This is a genomic window from Pseudomonas sp. NFACC05-1, assembly GCF_900100135.1.
Classification (GTDB): Bacteria; Pseudomonadota; Gammaproteobacteria; order Pseudomonadales; family Pseudomonadaceae; genus Aquipseudomonas; species Aquipseudomonas fluorescens_Q.
On record NZ_FMTR01000004.1, the window covers coordinates 16,821 to 38,106 of the forward strand.

The 21,286-nt window shown below is 62.5% G+C and carries 20 protein-coding genes; 6 read left to right on the forward strand and 14 right to left on the reverse strand.

Annotated features, from left to right (window positions below; all coding sequences use genetic code 11):
- Positions 1–92: 92 nt before the first annotated feature.
- A complete protein-coding gene (locus tag BLO97_RS08320) occupies positions 93–3,563 on the forward strand; it encodes a hybrid sensor histidine kinase/response regulator (RefSeq protein ID WP_092223604.1) in 3,471 nt (1,156 codons plus the stop codon).
- A gap of 145 nt (positions 3,564–3,708) precedes the next feature.
- Here BLO97_RS08320 and rmuC read toward each other — a convergent pair whose 3' ends face one another.
- Entirely contained in the window at positions 3,709–5,094 is a 1,386-nt protein-coding gene (rmuC, locus tag BLO97_RS08325; RefSeq protein WP_170846012.1) for a DNA recombination protein RmuC, read from the reverse strand.
- Between the two features lie 188 nt (positions 5,095–5,282).
- On the reverse strand, positions 5,283–5,606 hold the full coding sequence (locus BLO97_RS08330; protein WP_072348674.1) for an SEL1-like repeat protein: 324 nt from the start codon (positions 5,604–5,606) through the stop codon (positions 5,283–5,285).
- Between the two features lie 1,079 nt (positions 5,607–6,685).
- Between BLO97_RS08330 and BLO97_RS08345 the strand changes: the two genes are divergently transcribed.
- The 3 genes from BLO97_RS08345 (at position 6,686) to BLO97_RS08355 (ending at position 9,088) form a co-directional block, all read left to right on the forward strand.
- The gene (locus BLO97_RS08345; RefSeq protein WP_003204606.1) at positions 6,686–6,910 is read left to right on the forward strand and encodes a hypothetical protein; all 225 of its coding nucleotides are present in this window, start codon (positions 6,686–6,688) and stop codon (positions 6,908–6,910) included.
- Positions 6,911–7,186: 276 nt separating this feature from the next.
- Positions 7,187–7,669, forward strand: a complete 483-nt coding sequence (locus BLO97_RS08350) for a hypothetical protein (RefSeq protein WP_063324774.1) — start codon at positions 7,187–7,189, stop codon at positions 7,667–7,669.
- A 144-nt stretch (positions 7,670–7,813) separates the two neighbouring features.
- Positions 7,814–9,088, forward strand: coding sequence for an OmpP1/FadL family transporter (locus BLO97_RS08355; protein ID WP_063324773.1), 1,275 nt, complete (start codon positions 7,814–7,816; stop codon positions 9,086–9,088).
- Positions 9,089–9,176: 88 nt separating this feature from the next.
- Here the strand turns inward: BLO97_RS08355 and BLO97_RS08360 are convergent, their stop codons facing one another.
- The 3 genes from BLO97_RS08360 to BLO97_RS08370 form a co-directional block, all read right to left on the reverse strand.
- A complete protein-coding gene (locus tag BLO97_RS08360) occupies positions 9,177–9,728 on the reverse strand; it encodes a glutathione peroxidase (RefSeq protein WP_092145316.1) in 552 nt (183 codons plus the stop codon).
- 180 nt (positions 9,729–9,908) lie between these two features.
- Positions 9,909–11,117: an MFS transporter gene (locus BLO97_RS08365; RefSeq protein ID WP_092145314.1), complete on the reverse strand. Its 1,209-nt coding sequence runs from the start codon at positions 11,115–11,117 to the stop codon at positions 9,909–9,911.
- Between the two features lie 52 nt (positions 11,118–11,169).
- A complete protein-coding gene (locus tag BLO97_RS08370; RefSeq protein WP_063324770.1) occupies positions 11,170–11,574 on the reverse strand; it encodes a MarR family winged helix-turn-helix transcriptional regulator in 405 nt (134 codons plus the stop codon).
- Positions 11,575–11,945: 371 nt separating this feature from the next.
- Between BLO97_RS08370 and BLO97_RS08375 the strand changes: the two genes are divergently transcribed.
- Together BLO97_RS08375 and BLO97_RS08380 are read left to right on the forward strand one after the other, a co-directional pair.
- Positions 11,946–12,221 (forward strand): response regulator transcription factor, encoded by a 276-nt coding sequence (locus tag BLO97_RS08375; RefSeq protein WP_063324769.1) that lies wholly within the window; start codon positions 11,946–11,948, stop codon positions 12,219–12,221.
- 58 nt (positions 12,222–12,279) lie between these two features.
- Positions 12,280–13,014, forward strand: coding sequence for a response regulator (locus BLO97_RS08380; RefSeq protein ID WP_063324768.1), 735 nt, complete (start codon positions 12,280–12,282; stop codon positions 13,012–13,014).
- 44 nt (positions 13,015–13,058) lie between these two features.
- Here BLO97_RS08380 and BLO97_RS08385 read toward each other — a convergent pair whose 3' ends face one another.
- Genes BLO97_RS08385 through BLO97_RS08425 form a run of 9 tightly spaced genes read right to left on the reverse strand, consistent with a single transcriptional unit; the run spans position 13,059 to position 21,280 of the window.
- Entirely contained in the window at positions 13,059–13,790 is a 732-nt protein-coding gene (locus BLO97_RS08385) for an adenosylcobinamide-GDP ribazoletransferase (protein WP_092145310.1), read from the reverse strand.
- 2 nt (positions 13,791–13,792) lie between these two features.
- On the reverse strand, positions 13,793–14,368 hold the full coding sequence (cobC, locus tag BLO97_RS08390; protein ID WP_092145308.1) for an alpha-ribazole phosphatase family protein: 576 nt from the start codon (positions 14,366–14,368) through the stop codon (positions 13,793–13,795).
- Positions 14,365–15,420, reverse strand: a complete 1,056-nt coding sequence (gene cobT / locus BLO97_RS08395; protein WP_092345544.1) for a nicotinate-nucleotide--dimethylbenzimidazole phosphoribosyltransferase — start codon at positions 15,418–15,420, stop codon at positions 14,365–14,367. The genes cobC and cobT overlap by 4 nt, the downstream gene beginning before the upstream one ends.
- On the reverse strand, positions 15,417–15,938 hold the full coding sequence (gene cobU / locus BLO97_RS08400) for a bifunctional adenosylcobinamide kinase/adenosylcobinamide-phosphate guanylyltransferase (protein WP_092345546.1): 522 nt from the start codon (positions 15,936–15,938) through the stop codon (positions 15,417–15,419). The genes cobT and cobU overlap by 4 nt, the downstream gene beginning before the upstream one ends.
- 40 nt (positions 15,939–15,978) lie before the next feature.
- Positions 15,979–17,430: a cobyric acid synthase gene (locus BLO97_RS08405; protein WP_092345548.1), complete on the reverse strand. Its 1,452-nt coding sequence runs from the start codon at positions 17,428–17,430 to the stop codon at positions 15,979–15,981.
- Positions 17,427–18,419, reverse strand: coding sequence for a threonine-phosphate decarboxylase CobD (gene cobD / locus BLO97_RS08410; RefSeq protein WP_092345550.1), 993 nt, complete (start codon positions 18,417–18,419; stop codon positions 17,427–17,429). The genes BLO97_RS08405 and cobD overlap by 4 nt, the downstream gene beginning before the upstream one ends.
- On the reverse strand, positions 18,412–19,320 hold the full coding sequence (gene cbiB, locus BLO97_RS08415; RefSeq protein ID WP_092145298.1) for an adenosylcobinamide-phosphate synthase CbiB: 909 nt from the start codon (positions 19,318–19,320) through the stop codon (positions 18,412–18,414). Before cbiB ends, cobD begins: the two co-directional genes overlap by 8 nt.
- Positions 19,317–19,967, reverse strand: coding sequence for a 5,6-dimethylbenzimidazole synthase (gene bluB / locus BLO97_RS08420; RefSeq protein ID WP_092145296.1), 651 nt, complete (start codon positions 19,965–19,967; stop codon positions 19,317–19,319). Before bluB ends, cbiB begins: the two co-directional genes overlap by 4 nt.
- The gene (locus BLO97_RS08425) at positions 19,964–21,280 is read right to left on the reverse strand and encodes a cobyrinic acid a,c-diamide synthase CobB (protein ID WP_092345552.1); all 1,317 of its coding nucleotides are present in this window, start codon (positions 21,278–21,280) and stop codon (positions 19,964–19,966) included. The genes bluB and BLO97_RS08425 overlap by 4 nt, the downstream gene beginning before the upstream one ends.
- Positions 21,281–21,286 lie beyond the last annotated feature (6 nt).

A 21,286-nucleotide genomic window follows, 5' to 3' on the forward strand; every position in this document is an offset into this window, starting at 1 on the left:
GCCTCGACCTTGGTCGACACTGACGAACCCGAGCGGGCATGCGAGACTGTCCTGCCGGGCTCAAGTCCCGGTGTCTTTGTTGGGGAGTTTCCATGTCGTTGTCCAGCGGGCTGATCGCCGTTGTCGCCCTGGCCTATATGGCCATCATGTTCGCCATCGCCTTCTACGGCGACCGGCGCAGCACGCCGCTGCCGCCACGGGTGCGCGCCTGGGTCTACAGCCTGTCGCTGGCGGTGTACTGCACCAGTTGGACGTTCTTTGGCGCCGTGGGCCAGGCTGCTGAGCAGCTTTGGTCGTTCCTGCCGATCTACCTCGGGCCGATCCTGCTGCTGGTGCTGGCGCCGTGGGTTCTGCAGAAAATGGTGATGATCAGCAAACAGGAGAACATCACCTCCATCGCCGACTTCATCGCCGCTCGCTACGGCAAGTCCCAATCCCTGGCAGTGGTGGTCGCACTGATCTGCCTGGTGGGCGTGTTGCCGTACATCGCCTTGCAGCTCAAGGGCATCGTGCTCGGGGTGAACCTGTTGATCGGTGCCGGCGCCGATGCCATGGGCACCCGCGCCCAGGACACCGCGCTGATCGTCTCGCTGATCCTGGCGCTGTTTACCATCGTATTCGGTACGCGCAACCTGGACGCTACCGAACACCACCGTGGCATGGTGCTGGCGATTGCCTTCGAATCCCTGGTCAAGCTGTTCGCCTTCCTGGCGGTAGGCGCGTTCGTGACATACGGCCTGTACGACGGCTTCGACGACCTGTTCAACCAGGCCATGCTCGCCCCACGGCTGGAGCAATACTGGAAAGAAACCATCAACTGGCCGTCCATGGTGGTGCAGACCGGGGTGGCGATGATGGCGATCATCTGTTTGCCGCGGCAGTTTCACGTGACCGTGGTGGAGAACATCGAGCCCCAGGATTTGCGCCTGGCCAAGTGGGTATTCCCCGCCTACCTGGCCCTGGCCGCGCTGTTCGTGGTGCCCATCGCCCTCGCCGGGCAAATGATGTTGCCCAGTTCGGTACTGCCGGATTCGTTCGTCATCAGCCTGCCACTGGCCCAGGCCCACCCGGCCCTGGCGGTGCTGGCCTTCATTGGCGGCGCCTCGGCGGCTACCGGCATGGTGATCGTGGCCAGCGTGGCGTTGTCCACCATGGTTTCCAACGACATGTTGTTACCGTGGCTGCTGCGCCGCAACAACGCCGAGCGGCCCTTCGAAGTGTTCCGCCAGTGGATGCTCTCGGTGCGGCGGGTGAGCATCGTCGTGATCCTGCTGCTGGCCTACGTCAGCTACCGGCTGCTGGGTTCGACGGCGAGCCTGGCGACTATCGGCCAGATCGCCTTCGCCGCCGTGACCCAACTGGCCCCGGCCATGCTCGGCGCGCTGTACTGGAAACAGGCGAACCGCCGCGGTGTGTTCGCCGGCCTCGCCATGGGGATTTTCCTGTGGTTCTACACCCTGGTGTTGCCGATCGCCGCTCACAGCCTTGGTTGGTCGCTCACTAGCTTCCCCGGCCTGGCCTGGTTGCACGGCAATCCATTGAACCTGCCGATTACCCCTCTGACTCAAGGGGTGGTCCTGTCCCTGGCCGGTAACTTCACGCTGTTTGCCTGGGTGTCCGTGCTGTCGCGCACACGCGTGTCGGAACACTGGCAGGCCGGACGTTTCATCGGCCAGGAAATCAGCGCCCGCCCCAACCCCCGCTCAATGCTGGCGGTGCACATCGAAGACCTGTTGCAGCTGGCCGCGCGCTTCGTCGGCGAGGAACGGGCGCGGCAGAGTTTCATTCGCTTTGCCTACCGCCAGGGCAAAGGCTTCAACCCGACCCAGAATGCCGACAGCGAATGGATCGCCCACACCGAACGCCTGCTGGCCGGTGTACTCGGGGCCTCTTCGACAAGGGCTGTGGTAAAGGCCGCCATTGAAGGTCGGGAGATGCAGCTCGAAGACGTCGTCCGGATCGCAGACGAAGCCTCGGAAGTGCTGCAGTTCAACCGCGCGCTGTTGCAAGGCGCCATCGAGAACATCAGCCAGGGCATCAGCGTGGTCGACCAGTCCCTCAGGCTGGTGGCCTGGAATCGTCGCTACCTGGAACTGTTCAAGTATCCGGACGGCTTGATCAGCGTTGGCCGGCCCATTGCCGATATCATCCGCTACAACGCCGAACGTGGCCTCTGTGGCCCAGGCGAAGCCGAAGTGCACGTTGCCCGACGCCTGCACTGGATGCGCCAGGGCCGCGCCCATACCTCTGAACGACTGTTTCCCAACGGTCGGGTAATCGAGCTGATCGGCAACCCGATGCCCGGTGGCGGTTTCGTCATGAGTTTCACCGACATCACCGCCTTCCGTGAGGCCGCACAAGCGCTGACCGAAGCCAACGAGGGGTTGGAGCAACGGGTGGCCGAACGCACCCGAGAATTGTCACAGCTGAACCTGGCCCTGACCGAAGCCAAGAGCACCGCCGAAGCGGCCTATCAATCCAAGACCCGGTTCCTGGCGGCGGTCAGCCACGACCTGATGCAACCGCTCAACGCCGCGCGGCTGTTCTCCGCCGCGCTGTCCCACCAGCACGAAGGCTTGCCGGAGGAAGCCCGACAACTGGTGCATCACCTGGACAGCTCACTGCGTTCGGCCGAAGACCTGATCACCGACCTGCTGGACATCTCCCGCCTGGAAAACGGCAAGATCAACCCCGAGCGCAAGCCATTCGTCCTCAACGAACTGTTCGATACCCTTGGCGCCGAGTTCACCGCGCTGGCCCAGGAACAAGGCCTGAAATTCAGGGTGCGCGGTTCGCGGTTACGGGTCGACAGTGACATCAAGTTGCTGCGCCGGGTTTTGCAGAACTTCCTGACCAATGCCTTCCGCTACGCCAAGGGGCCGGTGCTGCTGGGCGTGCGACGGCGCAATGGGGAGTTGTGCCTGGAAGTCTGGGACCGTGGACCAGGCATCGCCGAAGACAAACAGCAGGTCATCTTCGAAGAATTCAAACGCCTGGACAGCCACCAGACCCGCGCCGAAAAAGGCCTCGGCCTGGGCCTGGCGATCGCCGACGGCTTGTGCCGCGTGCTCGGCCATACCTTGCGCGTGCGTTCCTGGCCGGGGCGCGGCAGTGTATTCAGCGTCAGCGTACCGCTGGCCAGCACCCAGGCCGTCGCCCCCAGCCCGGTGGCCGAACTCAACGGTCACTTACCCAGCGGCGCGCAGGTGCTGTGTGTCGATAACGAAGACAGCATCCTGATCGGCATGGACAGCCTGCTGACCCGTTGGGGTTGCCAGGTCTGGACCGCGCGCAACCGGGAAGAATGCGAGCGCTGGCTTGCCCAGGGCGGACGACCGCAACTGGCCTTGGTGGACTTTCACCTGGACGATGGCGAGACCGGCACCGAGCTGATGGCCTGGCTGCGCACGCGCATGGGCGAACCGATCCCGGGCGTGGTGATCAGCGCCGACGGCCGGCCCGAAATGATTGCCCAGGTGCATGCGGCGGGCCTGGATTACCTGGCCAAACCGGTGAAGCCGGCGGCACTGCGGGCGTTGTTGAGTCGGCATTTGCCGTTGTAGGGAACTCGGGGGATATAAGTGGCCCCTGTGGCGAGGGAGCTTGCTCCCGCTGGGCTGCGCAGCAGCCCCTTTTTGTGAGTGCTGCGCACTCAAGCGGGAGCAAGCTCCCTCGCCACAGGGGTTTGCATCAAGCTTAAGGGTTTCATTAATCCTGGGTTTTTGCCGTTTCTTCAGGCAACTCAGGCAGCCCATCCGCATCGGTCATCGCCCGTTCGAGCAAATCGGCGGGCAAACTCTTGCTCGCCCGGGCACCGAGGAGCTTGAGCTGTTCACTGCGACTGATCAGGTTGCCGCGCCCTTCGGTCAGCTTGTTGCGCGCTGCGCTGTAGGCCTTGTCCAGTTGCTGCAGGCGACTGCCGATCTCGTCCAGGTCCTGGATGAACAGCACGAACTTGTCATACAGCCACCCCGCTCGCTCGGCGATTTCCCGAGCGTTCTGGCTCTGGCGTTCCTGCTTCCACAAGCTGTCGATCACCCGCAATGTCGCCAGCAGCGTGGTAGGGCTGACAATCACGATATTGCGATCGAAGGCTTCCTGGAACAGGTTCGGCTCGGCTTGCAGGGCGGCGGAAAACGCCGCTTCGATCGGCACGAACAGCAACACGAAATCCAGGCTGTGCAGACCGTCCAGGCGTTTGTAATCCTTGCCGGCCAAGCCTTTGACGTGGGCGCGCAACGACGCCACATGTTGCTTGAGGGCATGTTGGCCAATGGCGTCGTCCTCGGCGGCCACGTACTGCTGATAGGCCGTGAGGCTGACCTTGGAATCGACCACCACTTGCTTGTCGCCGGGCAGGTAAATCAACACATCTGGTTGGAAACGCTCGCCGTCCGGGCCCTTGAGGCTGACTTGGGTCTGATATTCACGGCCCTTCTCCAGGCCGGCATGTTCGAGTACCCGCTCCAGGATCAACTCGCCCCAGTTACCCTGGGTTTTCTGGCCTTTGAGGGCACGGGTGAGGTTGGTGGCTTCATCGCTCAGGCGCAGGTTCAACTGCTGCAGCCGCTCCAGCTCCTTGCCCAGGGAGAAACGTTCCCGGGCCTCGGCCTGATAACTTTCTTCGACACGTTTTTCGAAGGACTGGATGCGCTCCTTCAGCGGATCGAGCAACTGGCCCAGGCGCTGTTGGCTGGTTTCGGCGAAACGCTGCTCACGCTCATCGAAGATTTTTCCGGCGAGCTCGGCGAACTGTGCCCGCAACTCGTCGCGCGAACCTTGCAGATCATCCAGACGTTGCTGATGGCTTTCCTGCTGCTCGCGCAGTTCGGCATGCAACGACGCCGCCTGGGCATCGAGCCGCCGCAGTTCCGCTTCCTTGTTGGCGCGCTCAAGGTTCCAGGCGTGGGCCGCATCCCGGGCGTTGTCGCGCTCGATCTGCAACAACTCCACTTCACGACAGGCTGCGGCAAGCTCGGCTTGCTTGGCGGCGTTCGCCTGGCTCAGGTCGCTGATCTCATCGCGGCAGGCATCAAGCTGGGCATTGAGGCCATCGTGGGCCATGTGGGCCGTGGCCAGGCGCTCTTCCAGCAGGGCCAGTTCGGTCTGCGCCGCGGCGGCCTGGCGTTGCAGGTGCCAGGCCAGTGCCAGCAACGGCACCGCAGCGCCCGCCAGGCCAAACAACAGGCTGGTCAAATCCATAGCCATGACAATTCCTGCCGATCAAATAAAGCCCGAAGGTTAACCAAGCGGCCGGGGGTTGCCCAGCTCGGTCTTCGTTTTCAGCCTTCGATTTCACCGAGGGCCCGGCGGGCTCGATCATCGCCGGCACGCGCAGCTTGGCGCAGCAGGTCCTGGCCGATACGGCGATCCCGGGCGTTGCCGCATTCACGGCACATCAATTGTCCGAGGCGACTTTGCGCGGCCACCACGCCTTCACGGGCCGGTTGCTTGAGTAACCGGCCGGCCAAGTGCTTGACGCTGGGGCTATCTCCCAGTCGTGGGCTATCGAGCAGCCACTCAGCCACCCGCATCGAAATACGCTTGGGTGGGGTAACACCAGGGGGTGTGGAGGTAACAGGATTTGATACGGAGCGAAACTTCATAAAACACTGTGGGATAGATCGGAAGGCGCGCCACTCTACTCCTTTTTTCGTACGGGTAAAGCCGAAAAAAACCGGCACGCCCGTGCTAGAGCAAGCGCTTGGGACAATCCACAGAAGCTGTGGATAACTCAGTGGACAACCCCCCCTGAACTCGCGCAAAGCCCTGTGGAACGGGGCCTGCGCTCAAACTGACGATTTTTTCACCAGTAAAAAAAAGCGATGTTTTTCATTGACTTAAATTTTGGATGCAGGCACCCACCCCGGATTGTTTCGACATGACAGTACAGTGACAAGTGGTGCAGCGAGTGTGCACAAGTAACAGCCGAATGGGTTATAACGCTGCGCTTTTTTTGTATGTTTGGCAGCAGAACCTGGGGATAACCTTGATGCCCTGCCCAGCGCAACAGTGGCTTGGATGCACCGCAGTCCTCGGGATCCTGTGCTATGTCGGTGGCGAGGGAGCTTGCTCCCGCTGGGGCGCGAAGCGGCCCTGCTTTTGGGGCTGCTGCGCAACCCAGCGGGAGCAAGCTCCCTCGCCACGGGGGCCGTGTCCATCCTGTCCCCGGTACAGACAGCATGGTTTGGCCTTTCTCTTATGGCCCATTTGAATATTTTTTAGCCAACGCTCTTCCCTTCACGAGTTCGATCCGTTAGTATCCGCGGCGTTAGTACCAAGCTGAAAGTCAATTCCGGGTCGAACACATCTCCAAGGTCAGCCATCCTTCAAAGGACGCCTCACCGAAAAAAGGAGACCGGCCCCCTCGATGGTTTCCAGGTAAACCTTGCGTCAACACAGCCTTTGATCGAATGCAAAGGGTGTTGCCAGGCTCCTTACTCTGACCGAACCAACCTGCAAAATTGATCAGGATCTTCACCCCGGGCCCAGAACCTTTGCCCTCGATGTGTTGCCTGCCCTCCTAAGTACCTACCTGCCAGCCCAAGCGCGCACTTCATATAGCGCTCAAACTGGCTGCTTTGTTCCAGTCGGGTTCTTCGTTCGACCAATGGTGGTCGACGTTACTGGAACGTTTTAACGTTGCACGGTTCTTAACCGTGTCATTTGCAGGAACACCCATAACATGTCCACTCAAATCCACGCACAGGATGCTATCCGCACCCTAACCAACGCTTTTGCCCCGATGAACTGCCTGATCATGGCCGCTCGCAAAGGCTGCTTCAGCTTCACCCTGGTCAACGAACACGGCATCGCCCGTCACAGCGAACGCCTGTACCCCGATCAGTACTCCAGCGCCGAGCCGCTGCAGGCCGTGATCGAGCGTACTCGTCAGGCACTGGTTGCCTGAGACGCCAGAAAGGCTGAAACCCCAAAGGCCCCGCCCCAAAAGCGGGGTTTTTTATTGCCCGGAATTCCTCGATTAAGCGAAACGGCGTAAGTACCAAGGGATATAACAGTTATAACCGTTCGTTGAAGATGTTTTAAAAACAGTCCTTTACAACGCAAATATGACACTAAACTTCAAGTCAAGCGGCATGATCCGCTTCCGGCGGGGCCTGGACCGATCCACCGCTGCCAAGCCCACACTCTTCAGGCTCCGCCCATTTCACACTTCGAGGGTTTTATGGGTATCGCTGCCAGCGAACTGTGTCGATATGTGATCCGCCCGACGCTCCTCTACCTTGAGCGTCACAGTGCAACGGCGGAATCCTTGTTGTTGGGTATTGCCGCCAGCCAGTCCGCCCTGGGTTCAGCCCTGCATGATCGCCGCGGGCATGGCCTGTATCGCATTACCGAGCCCCGACACCAGGCACTCTGGGACCATTACCTGGCGCTGGACCCAGAACGTGCCAGCCTGGTACGCGGCCTGGCCAGCCAGCACGCCTTTCTCAGCGGTCCGCACCTGGAATTGACCGTCAACCTGCGCTATGCCACTGCCATTGCCTGGCTGCTGGTGGAGGAACAGAACACTCCGCTTCCCGAAGCCGATGACCTGCTTGGCATGGCCCGCATCTGGCGACAAACCTTCCACCCCCAAGGGCGCCTGCGAGATTTCACCTGCGCCTGGCGAAGCTGTGTTTCATCACTGAATCAGGTCGCTTGCTGATGGGAAATTTGGAAACTTCCTGCAACGGTCGCGAATCTGGTCGGATTGTCCTACAAAACCCCTCTAAATCAAGCGATACGGGCTATAGCGCTTGCACGAAAATGTTGGTAATTTTCGCCCCGGTGATCATCAGGAGTTCTAACAATGAAAAAAATCATGCTCAAAACCACCCTCGGCCTTGCCGTCACCTTGGCATCCACCCAACTTTTCGCCAGTGGCTTTGCCTTGAACGAACAAAGCATCAGTGGCATGGGCACTGGTTTCGCAGGTCGTTCTTCCATTGCCGATGACGCCAGCACCGTTTTTGGCAACCCTGCCGGCATGTCGCGCCTCAAGCGCCAGCAAGTCACCGGTGGCTTCGCCGCCATTGATGCCTCCACCGATATCAACGATGCCAGCGGCACCCAGTCCGGCACCAACAAGGGTGACATGGTCCCGCTGACCGGCGTTCCGATGGGCTATTACGTCAAGCCTATCGATGATCAGTGGGCTTTCGGCCTGGGTGTCTACGCACCGTTTGGCTTGATCACCGATTATGAAAACGGCTTCCAGGGTCGGAGTTTCGGCAGCAAGAGCGAAGTGAAAGTCGTCACTTTCCAGCCAACCGTCAGCTATGCCTTCAACGACAAGGTATCGATCGGTTTCGGCCCGACCATCAACCGTATTTCCGGCTCCCTGGAATCGCAGTTGGGCGTACCGGGCCTGCCCGAGGCCGGCGTAGAGATCAAGGGTGACGACATTGGCTACGGCTATAATGTCGGCGTGCTGGTCCAGGCAACCGACACCACTCGTGTCGGCTTGACCTACCATTCCAAGGTCAAGTACAAGCTTGAAGGCCACACTGAAGTGAACCCGGGCGCCGGGATGCCTGCCTTCCTGCTTACCGACGGTCGCTACGACGCTTCGCTGGACATCACCACGCCTGAGTCGGTGGACTTTTCGGTCACTCAACAAATCAATGATGCCTGGACCGTCTATGCCGGTAGCACTTGGACTCGTTGGAGCCGCCTGAAAGAAATCACGGTGGAAAACGAAGGCACCAGCAGCGGCGGTGGTTTACTGAACCCGTCTCTCGGCACCATCACCGAAGAACAAAACTGGCACGACACCTGGGCCTACGCCATCGGGACTTCCTACCAGTTGAACAAACAGTGGGTACTGCGTACCGGCCTGTCTTTCGACCAGGCGCCCACCAACAACGCCGACCGCTCGCCACGCATCCCTACTGGCGACCGGACCATCTTCAGCCTCGGTGCCGGCTGGAGCCCAACCGACGACCTGACCATTGACGTGGCGTATTCCTACCTCAAGGAAGAAAAAGTCAAAGTCAGTGGCAGCAATGCTCTCAACCAATCCTACAACGCTGAATACGAAAACAGCGCCAACGGTTTTGGTGTCGGTGCAACCTACCGCTTCTGATGGTGCACGGCGAAGCTGAACGCCTCGCCGCTGAAACGAAAAAAGCCCCGCACTCTGCAAAGAGCCGGGGCTTTTTCGCGGCTGGCGGTCAGGGTTTCGAAGCGATGGCAGCTTCTACAGCCTTGATCAACTCAGGATCATCGGGCTTGGTCCGGCTGGAAAAACTGGCGATGACCTTGCCCTGTCGGTCCACGACGTATTTGTAGAAATTCCACTTCGGCGCACCGGACTGTTCGGCCAAGTGCCTGAACAACGGTATTGCGTCAGCGCCGCGCACCGGTTGTGGTTCGGTCATGGTGAAGGTCACGCCGTAATTGACGTAACAGACCTTGGCGGTTTCAGCGCCGTCCTTGGACTCCTGCTTGAAGTCATTGGACGGCACACCCAGCACTTGCAGCCCCTGGTCCTTGTAGCGCTGGTTGAGCGCCTCAAGACCTTTGAATTGCGGGGCGAACCCACAGAAGCTGGCAGTGTTGACCACCACCAGCGGCTTGCCAGCGAAACGCTGGCACAGATCGATGGTTTCCTTGGCCCGTAGCTTGGGCAACGAACCCTCCAGCAACGGTGGGCAACCAGCGGCCCAGACTTGCCCGGTCACAGCCAGCAACAGGGTGGGAACAGCAAACCAGCGCATCAACATGTCGATTTTCCTTAAAAGCACGTCAGACCAAGACGTTACTCGCAGCGTCCGACGCCGTCCATTGTCAGCAGTTGCTCATGCCCAACTGCATCAAGGCCAATCCGCCCTGATGCCAGCCCCACCAGGCGAACGCCAGCAGCAGGCCGGCACCGGCGGCGATCAACCACGGACCGATGCGACTCATGCTGCGCCTGCCTGGACTTGCAGGCGCGCCACCGGACGTTCACGTACTGGCCAGTTCAACGCCGCCGCCAACAGGCTGAGCAGGATCGACACCTGCCAGATCAAGTCGTAGCTGCCGGTGCGGTCGTACACCACCCCGCCCAACCAACCACCGAGGAACGAACCCAATTGGTGGAACAGGAACACGATCCCACCCAACATCGAGAGATTTCGTACACCAAACAAGGTCGCTACCGTGCCGTTGGTCAACGGTACCGTCGACAGCCACAGCAAGCCCATCGCCATGCCGAACAGGTACGCCGTGGTGGTGGTCACGGGCAGCCACAGGAACAAGCCGATCACCACCGCCCGCACCAGGTACAACCCGGTCAGCAGGCGTGGCTTGGACATGCGCCCGCCCAGCCAGCCGGCCGTGTAGGTGCCGAAGATATTGAACAACCCGACCAGGGCCAGCACGGTGGTGCCGACGCTGGCTGGCAGATGTTGGTCCACCAGATACGCCGGCAAATGCACGCCGATGAACACCACCTGGAAACCGCAAACGAAAAAACCAATCGCCAGCAGCCAGAACCCCGAATGGCTGCACGCCTCACGCAAGGCTTCGCCCAGGGTTTGCTCATGGCCGGCGACCGGCAACGGCGCGTCCTTGAGCATGCTCACCAGCGGCACGATCAACGCCACCAGCAACCCCAGCGCCAACAACGCCGCCGACCAACCGAGCCAGCCGATCAGCCCCAGCGTACCGGGCAGCATGGCGAACTGGCCGAAGGAACCGGCGGCACTGGCGATACCCATGCCCATGCTGCGTTTTTCCGGCGGCACGGCCCGCCCGACCACACCCAGAATCACCGAGAACGACGTGCCCGACAGGCCAATGCCAATCAACAGACCCGCGCTCAACGACAAGGACCATGGCGAATCGGCCATGCCCATGAACACCAGGCCCAGTGCATACAGCACACCGCCGATCAGCACCACTTTCGCCGCACCGAAGCGGTCCGCCAGCGCGCCGGTGAACGGCTGCGCCAGGCCCCAGATCAGGTTCTGCAAGGCAATGGCGAAGGCGAATACCTCACGGCCCCAGCCGAACTCGGCACTCATGGGCGCCAGGAACAGGCCGAAGCCATGCCGTACGCCCAGGGACAACGCCAAGATCAGCGCGCTGCCCACCAGGACCCAACCACAGGTACGCCACATCGATGTCATTCTTGTTCTCCGGTCGCGGGTATATACCCACTTATCATCGAACGAACCGGCTTCACGCCAGTTCATCCAGCAAGGCCAGCAAGGTCGCACGCTTTTCGGCGCCCAGCTTATCAATCAGTTTCTGCTGCGCCGCTTCCCAGGCCGGCAACGCCGCCGCCAACCGGGCCTGCCCCGTCTCAGTGAGCACGACGATGCGGTTACGCAGGTCTTCCCCCTCGGCCAGCGCCACCAGCCCTTCACCTTCCAGCACACGCAGATTACGACCCAGAGTGCTGCGGTCCAGGCCCATGGCTTCGGCCAGGGAAGAAATACTCGGCTGGTCCAGGCGCGCCAGGTTACTCAACAAAGAATACTGGGCAACGTTGATCCCGAAGCCGTCGAGGGCGCCGTCGTAATACCTGCTGACGCCACGCGCGGCGCGACGCAGGTTGATGCACAAGCATTGGGAAGGAAGCATGGTGCGTGTATATACCCGGGGTTGATTGAATGCAAATTTAAATGGCGATTTTCACTTATGCCATGTTCCCTAGCCTCGCTTTCTCCTGGTTTTTGCTTGGTCAGAACAAACGGAATCGTCAACCAGACGGAAATAAATCCCACAAAATCAGGCGCTTTGGCTGACAGCCTTTTCAACCATTACTCATTAGAGTCCCCCACCTGTAATGTCTGACAGGTTTCAGGTGCTTTGAATCAAGCTATAAACGAAACCGTGCTTTCAGCCCTGCCTGCAGGCTTGAAGACGGGTTGTGCGAACCATGCCATCAAGAAGTGGGAAGATTCCGCCACCCCCACGCCATCAAATAATGATGATGAATGGGAGTTTCAGTCATGTATCACAGCACCGCGATTTCTGGACGTTCGGCGCCATACCAGGACCATTACCACTCCACGGAAAAAAAACCTGCTCAAGCGATCCGACTCACCAATCGGGAGAAGGAATTCCTGCAGTGGAGCGAGGCAGGCAAATCTTCTTGGGAGATTGCCGTCATCGTTGATTGCAGCGAGGCCAACGTCAATTATCACTTCAACAACATTCGCCGAAAATTCGGCGTCAGTTCGCGTCATCTCGCGGGAAAAATCGCGCGCGAACGAGGCTTGATCTGAGCGCTCCGACGGCTTGTCAGCAGCGGTCGGGATGTACTTGACCCCTGTAGAGGCAGCAATGAATCTGAACCACACGCCCGAATGCCGCGACATTTTCGGCCTCAGCACCTGTGACGATACGCGAGTGTCGCACAGGCCTTCTTCGGACAACCCTATACGCATCATCCTTGCCGATGATCACCCCGTCGTGCTGACGGGTATCGAAATGGTCCTGGCGGGGGCTGGGTTTTCAGTGGTTGCCAAGGCTCGCAACGCCGATGAACTGCTCCAGCACTTGGAGCGCACCCCCTGCGACCTGGTCATCTGCGACTATTCGATGCCCGATGGGCAGTTCCCGGACGGCCTGGCCCTGATGGGCTATTTGAAACGCCACTACCGCGCCTGCCCCCTGATCGTGATCACCATGCTACGCAATCCGTCCGTGTTGCAGGCCTTGCTCAATACCGGCGTGAACGGCTTGTTCGATAAACGCAGTCCTTTGATGGAACTGAAACAGGCCATCCTCGGTGTCACTCAGGGGCGGCAGTATGCATGCCCGGCTTTTCTTGAGCTTCTGCGAGGGCAAACCTTGGCCGCCACGCGCTCGGACGCCAACCGGGTGAGCCTTTCCGAACGGGAGCTGGAGGTGGTGAGGCTGTTCGTGCACGGGATGTCGGGCAGACAGATTGCAGCCCAGCTCAATCGCAGTGAAAAAACTATCAGCCGACAAAAACGCACCGCCATGGACAAGTTGGGGCTTGGGCATGACGGTGGATTGATGGAGTTTGCTCGGGTGAGTGGGTTAAAGGGTTGACCCCTCAAATCCCGAAACGGCCCACCATCGCGTTTCCCGTCAACTCAGACCCACCCCAACCCCACCAACACCGCTATTTCAAGCAACTCCAGCAACGCCCCGGCTGTATCCCCGGTGCAGCCCCCGAGCCTGCGCAGCATCATCCGCCGCAAGCCAACGAACACCGCGAAAGCAACGGCCAATGCCCAAACGCCGGGCCACCCCGCCACCAGCACACAGCCCAACGCACACACCAACAACACCCATCCACCCGCGCGCCGGGGCAGATGATCGGCAAGCGCTTGACCCAACCCGCCGGCGCGCACGTAAGGTGTGCTGAGAAACAGGCCAAGCAACGCCGCACGCCCCAGCACCGGCACGATGATCAAGGCCAACGCTTGCCCCTGCTCGATCAACGCCAGCAGCGCGGCGAACTTGAGCAGCAGCACCAACACCAAGGTGATCACCGCAATGGGTCCGCTGCGCGGATCCTTCATGATCAGCAGCGTGCGTTCGCGGTCACCAAAACCGCCCAGCCAGGCGTCGGCGCTGTCGGCCAGGCCGTCGAGGTGCAGGCCTGCGCTGAGCAACACCCAGGCCGTCAGCAACAGCGCGGCGTGGAGTAGCGACGGTGCACCCAGCAGCAGTGCATTGAGCAGCCACAGCAAAGCACCGAACACCAGCCCCACCAATGGATAGAACAGCAGCGAACGCCCCAGTTGTTCGGGCTCGGGCATGCCAGGCAGGCGCACCGGCAGGCTGCTGAGAAATTGCAGGGCGATCCAGAAAGGCAACATGGTCAATCCGCCTCTTCGAGCACTGGACCTGCCGACACGGTCAGGGAGAACAGTGCGCCATGGGCGACTTCGACGTTGAGCAATTGCTCCCTTGGCAAGCCGCGGGCCTGGGCCAGCAGCAGGCGCATCACGCCGCCGTGGCTGACCAGCAAGACCCGCTGACCGGCATAAGCCGCGTGCAAGCGTTTGACCGCTGCCAGGACGCGGCTGGAAAACGCCAGCACCGGCTCGCCTTCGGGGGGCGTAAAGGCATAGGGATCGGCCCAGAACTGGCCCAGTGCTTCGGCGTCGGCGTCCATCAACGCCGCTGCGCTACGACCTTCCCAAGCGCCGAAATGCAGCTCTTGCAGGTCCTTGTCCAAGTGCACCGGCACGCCGAGTCGGGCGCCGAGTTGTTCGGCGAAACGGGCGCAACGCTGCAACGGCGAACTGACCAGCCGATCCCAGGGCCCGCCGTCTATGACTGCCGCGTACATTTGTTCCCAGCCCTTGGCAGTCAAGGCATCATCGAGGCTGCCGCGCAAGCCGCCACCCAATTCGGTTTCGCCGTGGCGCAGCAGGTCCAGGCGCAAGGTCATGCCGGGCGATCCGCCACGGCCGCTTCGGCAAACGTCGCCATCTGCCCGTGCAAGTCACAGGCCAGGCGCAACAGTGGCACCGCCAACGCCGCGCCACTGCCCTCGCCCAGGCGCAGGCCAAGGTCCAGCAGCGGTTCGGCGCCGAGGGTTTCCAGCACGTGGCGATGGCCCGGCTCGGCGCCGCGATGGCCGAACAGCAACCATGGCCGGCATCCGGGATTGACGCGTACCGCCACCAGAGCCGCGACACTGCAGATGAACCCGTCCACCAGCACGGCGACGCCTTGCTGGGCACAGGCGAGGTACGCGCCGGCCAACGCGGCGATTTCAAAACCGCCGAGATTGAACAGGGTCTGCAACGGGTCGTCGCGCAGGGCTGCGTGCAGCGCCAGGGCCCGTTCGATCACTTGGGCCTTGTGGCTGACACCCGCCGCGTCCAGGCCGGTGCCCGGGCCGACCAGATGCGCCACCGGGCAATCGAGCAAGGCGCAGGCCAGGGCGCTGGCCGCCGTGGTGTTGCCGATGCCCATCTCGCCGCCGATGAACAAGTGCGTCCCGGCCGCAACGGCACGCTGCACACTGTCGCGGCCGGCTTGCAGGGCTTGCTCGCCTTGGGCCACGGTCATCGCCGGGCCGTGGAGGAAATTCGCCGTGCCAGGGCCGACGCGCAGATGCCGCACGCCGGGCAGGTCCAGCGCAGGCGTCACGGTGCCCAGGTCCACCACTTCCAGCGAAGCGCCCAGTTGCCGCGCCAGGACGCTGATGGCCGCGCCGCCGCTGACGAAGTTGAGCAGCATCTGCCCCGTCACTTCCTGGGGAAAGGCTGAGACGCCCTCCGCCACCACGCCATGATCGCCGGCAAAAATCGCGATCCAGACGTGATCCAGGCTCGGCTTGACCTGCCCTTGCAGCCCCGCCAGTTGCACCGCCACCGACTCCAGCCGCCCGAGGGAGCCGGCCGGTTTGGTCAGTTGTTGCTGACGGGCCGTGGCCTGTTCCAGGGCCTGGGTATCGAGGGGCTTGCACGGGTCCAGCCACCAGCGGTGATTCATAACGCAGTACCTTTGAGAGTCAGGGGCAGGCCGGCGACGGTCAGCACGACGCGCTGACACCGTTCGGCCAAGGCTTGATGCAGCCAACCGGCTTCATCGACATAACGGCGAGTCAACTCGCCCAGGGGCACGACACCCATGCCAGTCTCGTTGCTGACAAAAATGATCTCCCCGGGCAGCGCGGCGAGGCAGTCCAGCAGCGCTTCCCGCTCGGTGTTCAACCGCTCGGGGTCCTCGAGCATCAGCAGGTTGGTCAGCCACAGGGTCAGGCAATCCACCAGCAGGCATTGTCCGGGGGCGGCGTTTTCTTGCAGCACCCGGGCCAGGGCCAAGGGTTCTTCCACCAGCGCCCATTCGGCCGGGCGACGGGCTCGGTGTTGGGCGACCCGTGCGTTCATCTCGCCGTCCAGGGGTTGGCTGGTGGCGATGTAGGTCACTGGCAAGCCCGTTTCGACCGCGAGTTTTTCCGCCAGGCGGCTTTTGCCGGAGCGGGCGCCGCCGAGGATGAGTTGGAGCATGATGTTTTTTACCTTTCAGATGGCGGTGTTGCTGCCGGCCTCAAATCCCACAGAGTTCACGCAACAACCCAGTGTCCAAATGCCGCTCCACCAGATCCGCCAGCCGCTCGATGTCCCGCTCGCGCAAGCCGTGGTAATCCACCGTCTGCACATCCTGCAACCCGGCCCAACGCAACAACGCGCTGCAGGCCTGGGGAGACTCGAACAGCCCATGCAGGTAGGTGCCGAAAATCTGCCCATCGAGACTTTGCGCGCCGTCGCAACGACCGTCTTCCAAGTACACCGCCGCGTGTTCCAGTGCCGGGCCGGTGGTCACCCCGGCGTGAATCTCATAGCCGCTGACTTCAGCCTCTTCCAAGGCCAATCGCCCGCGGACATTGCGCAATTGTTTCTCATGTTCCAGCGTCGTTTCGAGATCCAGCAAACCCAACCCGGCACTGGAGCCCGCCGCGCCTTCCAGCCCCAGCGGGTCGTGGACCTGCTGGCCGAGCATCTGCAAGCCGCCGCAAATGCCCAGCAGCTTGCCGCCATAGCGCAGGTGCCGTTGGAGCGCGCTTTCCCAGCCGTTGGCACGCAGGTAGGCCAGGTCGCTGCGCACGCTTTTCGAACCGGGCAGGATGATCAGGTCGGCCGGCGGGATGGGCTGGCCCGGGCCGATGAATTGCAGGTCGACCTGTGGGTGCAACCGCAACGGATCGAAATCGGTGTGGTTGCTGATGCGCGGCAGCACCGGCACCACCACCTTGAGCAGCTGTTCGGCCTTGTCGGCCTGGCGCTGGTCGAGGCCGTCCTCGGCTTCCAGGTGCAGGTCCATCACGTAGGGCAGCACGCCCACCACCGGTTTACCAGTGCGCGCCTCCAGCCAATCCAGACCCGGTTGCAACAAGGCGATGTCGCCGCGAAAACGGTTGATGACGAAACCCTTGACCCGCGCCTGCTCACTGGGCGACAGCAATTCCAGGGTGCCGACGAGATGGGCGAACACCCCGCCGCGATTGATGTCGGCGATCAGCAGCACCGGGCAGTCCACCGCTTCGGCAAAGCCCATGTTGGCAATGTCACCGGCTCGCAGGTTGATCTCCGCTGGCGAACCGGCGCCCTCCACCATCACTACCGGATAGGCCGCGCTCAAGCGCGCGTGGGAGGCCAGCACCGCTTGCATCGCGATGGCTTTGTAATCGTGATAGGCCACGGCATTCATGGTGGTCACGGCGCGACCGTGGATGATCACCTGGGCGCCCGTGTCGCTGTTGGGCTTGAGCAGCACCGGGTTCATGTCGGTATGCGGTTCGAGGCCGGCGGCCTGGGCCTGCACCGCCTGAGCGCGACCGATTTCGCCGCCGTCAGCGGTCACGGCGCTGTTGAGCGCCATGTTCTGCGGCTTGAACGGCACCACGCTGACACCCTGGCGGCGGACCCAGCGGCATAAAGCCGTGACCAAGGTACTTTTGCCGGCATCGGACGTGGTGCCCTGCACCATCACTGTGGTCATCGGGTGTCCTTGGCATAGGCCTCAAAGGCCTGTTCGAGGCGCAGGAATTCGCTGTCGTCGGCTGGCAGTCCGAAGCGCAGGCTGCTGGTGTTGGTAAACAAGCGCAGGAGAATGCCGCGATGGGCCATGAAATCATGAAGCCCCAGGGCGTGTTCGGTGACCAGCCATTGGAACAACCCGCAGCCGCCCTGCGGCTTGAAGCCGTGGCGTTCGAGCACCAGCGCCAGGCGTTGGCTGTTGGCTTCGCAGCGTTGGCGCTGGTAGGCGTGGGCATCAGTGTCCAGCAAGCACGCCTGCCCCAGCACCCGGGTCGGCCCGCTGACCACCCACGGCCCGACCTGTTCGGCGAGCAACTTGAGCAAGCGGCGCTCGGCCAGTACAAACCCCAGGCGAACCCCGGCCAGGCCAAAGAACTTGCCAAACGAGCGCAGCACGATCAACCCGACCAGATGGGTGTGCGCCGCCAGACTCAGCGCCGGCGTGACGTCCATGAAGGCTTCATCCACCACCAGCCAGCCACCGCGCTGGGCCAGGCGCCCATGCCAGTCCAGCAAGCGCTCGGGTGCAAGGCTCAGGCCCGTGGGATTGTTCGGATTGACCACCACCAGCACGTCGAGGCTGTCGAGAAAGAAATCCACCTCCGACTCCAGCACTTCGCGCACGATGTAGCCGCTGCGGCGCCAGGCTTCGGCGTGCTCGGCGTAACACGGCGACAAGACACCGACCTTGCCGGCCCGGCGCAGGCGCGGCAACAGCTGGATGGCCATTTGCGAACCGGCCACCGGCAACACATCCAACGCACCGTAGTAGTCGCAGGCGGCCTGTTCCAGCCCGTCATCGGTTTCCGGCAGGCGCGCCCAGGCCCGCAGGGGAATCGCCGGAACCTCGAACGGCCAAGGCGCCAGGCCGCTGGACAAATCCAGCCAGTCAGCCTCGGCGATGCCGTATTGCCGGGCTGCGTTACGCAGGCGTCCACCGTGCTCAAGCATAAAACTCAGCTCCCAGGCAGAGAATCAGCAGCCATAACCATACGCCGCGCTGGACCAATTGCCAGCCGCGATCGATGGAATCCGCGCTCGCCGGCACGCCTTCGCCGAGCGGCGGACGTTGGTGCAGTTCACCGTGATAAATCGCCGCCCCGCCCAACTCCACACCCAGCGCACCGGCACCGGCGGCCATGACCGGCCCGGCGTTGGGGCTGTCCCAGGTCGGGCCCTGGCTGCGCCAGCACTTGAGCGCCAGGCGGGTCTTGCCGAGCAGCGCGTAGGTCAACGCCACCAGGCGCGCCGGAATGTAGTTGAGCACATCGTCAATCTTTGCCGCCGCCCAGCCGAAGCGCTCGAAACGCTCGTTGCGATAGCCCCACATGGCATCGAGGGTATTGCTCAGGCGGTACAACACCACACCGGGCGCGCCGGCCACGGCGAACCAGAACAGCGCGGCGAACACCGCGTCGCTGCCGTTCTCCAGCACCGACTCGGTGGCGGCACGGGCCACGGCGGTTTCGTCCAGCTCGCGGGTTTCGCGGCTGACCAGGTAGCCGACACGCAGGCGCGCTTCGTCCAGATCGCCACTGCGCAGCGCCTGGGCCACCGGTTCGACATGTTCGCCGAGGCTGCGCAGGCCGAGGGCGCAGTACAGCGCGAGGATCTCCACCAGCCAGCCAACCATGGGCGCCCAAGACAGGGCCGTGGCGAGCAAGGTCAACGGCACCACGGCGATGATCCACGCCGTCACCCCATGGCTGCGCCAGCCGCGCCCACCGGAGTTGAAACGTTGTTCGATCCGCGAGGCAAAACCGCCGAACGCCACCAGCGGATGCCCGCGCCGGGGCTCGCCCAGCAGCGCGTCCAGCGCCACCGCGGCGACCGTGAGCAAGGCCACACTCATGGGCGCACGCCCCACTGGTTTTCATAGAGCAGTTCATTCAGCGAACGCGGTTGCGCCCAGCCTTCCAGGGCGAGCATCGGCGCCGGGTAAAAAGCCTCGACCGGACCCAGGCAGAGTATCGCCAACGGCTTGGCGCCCGCTGGCAGGCCCAGCAGATCGGCCAGGGCCTGGGGATCGAACAACGACACCCAGCCCATCCCCAAGCCTTCGGCGCGGGCCGCCAGCCACAGGTTCTGGATCGCGCAGGACAGCGAGGCCAGGTCCATTTCCGGCAAGGTCCGGCGACCGAAGATGTGCCGCTCGCGATCCTCCATCAACGCCGCCACCAGCACCTCGGCGCAGTCGTTGATACCTTCGACCTTGAGCTTCATGAATTCATCGCTGCGCTCGCCGAGGGCCTCGGCGGTGCGGATGCGTTCTTCTTCCACCAACTGCTGGATGTTCCCGCGCAAGGCGCGGTCACTGATGCGGATAAACCGCCAAGGTTGCATCAGGCCGACGCTGGGCGCCTGGTGCGCGGCTTCCAGCAGCCGGCGCAGCAAGGCCGGTTCAACCGTGCCACCGCTGAAGTGGCGCATGTCACGGCGCTCGGCGATGGCGCGGTAGATTGCGTCGCGTTCAGCCTGGGAGAAAGCGTTGTCGGTCATGGCCTTTTCGCGGCCTCAAGGTCAGGCGCAAACAGCGCGGCAATCGCCCTCGGATTCGACGGAAAATAAAAATGAACATAGGAAGCCGTCATCCGCCCCTGCCGAAACACCGCTTCTGCTCCACGCCCGCCGTTGGGGCTATGGCCACGGGCAATCGGTTCAAGTTCGGTGCTGGTCAGCGAATGATGATAGGTATGCCCACGCAAGATGCCTTCCGGCAAGTCCACCGATTGCAGCGCCAGGGCCGCCAGACGCTTTTGCATCTGCGCCTCACCCGCCAGCAAACCTAGTAGTTCGGCGCACACACCTTCAACGTCGGTCAATGAGTCCAGCAAATACAACATGCCGCCGCATTCGGCGAGCAACGGTTTGCCGGCTGCATGGTGGGCACGGATCGCCGCCAGCATCGGCGTGTTCCTGGCCAACGCAACGTGGTGCAGCTCTGGATAACCGCCGGGCAGATACAGGCTGTCCGCCTCGGGCAGTTCGGTGTCATGGATCGGCGAAAAGAAGCTCAACTGCGCGCCCATGGCCCGCAGCAGATCGAGGCTCGCGCCATAGGTGAAGGCAAACGCTTCGTCCCGGGCCACGGCGATGCGCACACCGTCGAGCCATGGCTGCGGGTCGATCACCTCAGGCGCGGCGAACTCGACCGCCGGCGGCAGCGCCACTTCGCAACTGCCGGCCAAGGCCTCTGCTGCCGCGTCGAGGCGCAGGTCGAGGTCATTCAACTCGCTGGCCTGGACCAGCCCGAGGTGGCGGCTGGGCAACTCGATGCCGGTTTCCCGGGACAGCGCGCCGTACCAGCGCAGGCCTTCGGTCAGGCTGCCTTCGAGCAACTGCGCGTGGCGCAAGGTGCCAACGCGGTTGGCCAAGACCCCGGCGAACGGCAAGTCCGGCTGATACCGGGCCAGGCCCAGGGCCAGGGCGCCGAAGGTCTGGGCCATGGCCGTGCCATCGATCACCGCCAGCACCGGTACACCAAAATGTCGCGCCAGGTCGGCGCTGGACGGGGTGCCGTCGAACAACCCCATCACCCCTTCGATCAGGATCAGGTCTGCTTCGGCGGCGGCTTCCCACAACAACCGACGACTTTCCTGCTCGCCGACCATCCACATGTCCAACTGATAGACCGGCGCGCCGCTGGCCCGCTCGAGAATCATCGGATCGAGAAAGTCCGGGCCACACTTGAAGACGCGCACCTTGCGCCCCTGGTTGCGATGCAAACGGGCCAGGGCGGCGGTGACGGTGGTCTTGCCTTGCCCCGAAGCCGGAGCGGCGATCAGCACCGCCGGGCAATGGCGACTCGTCATGGACGT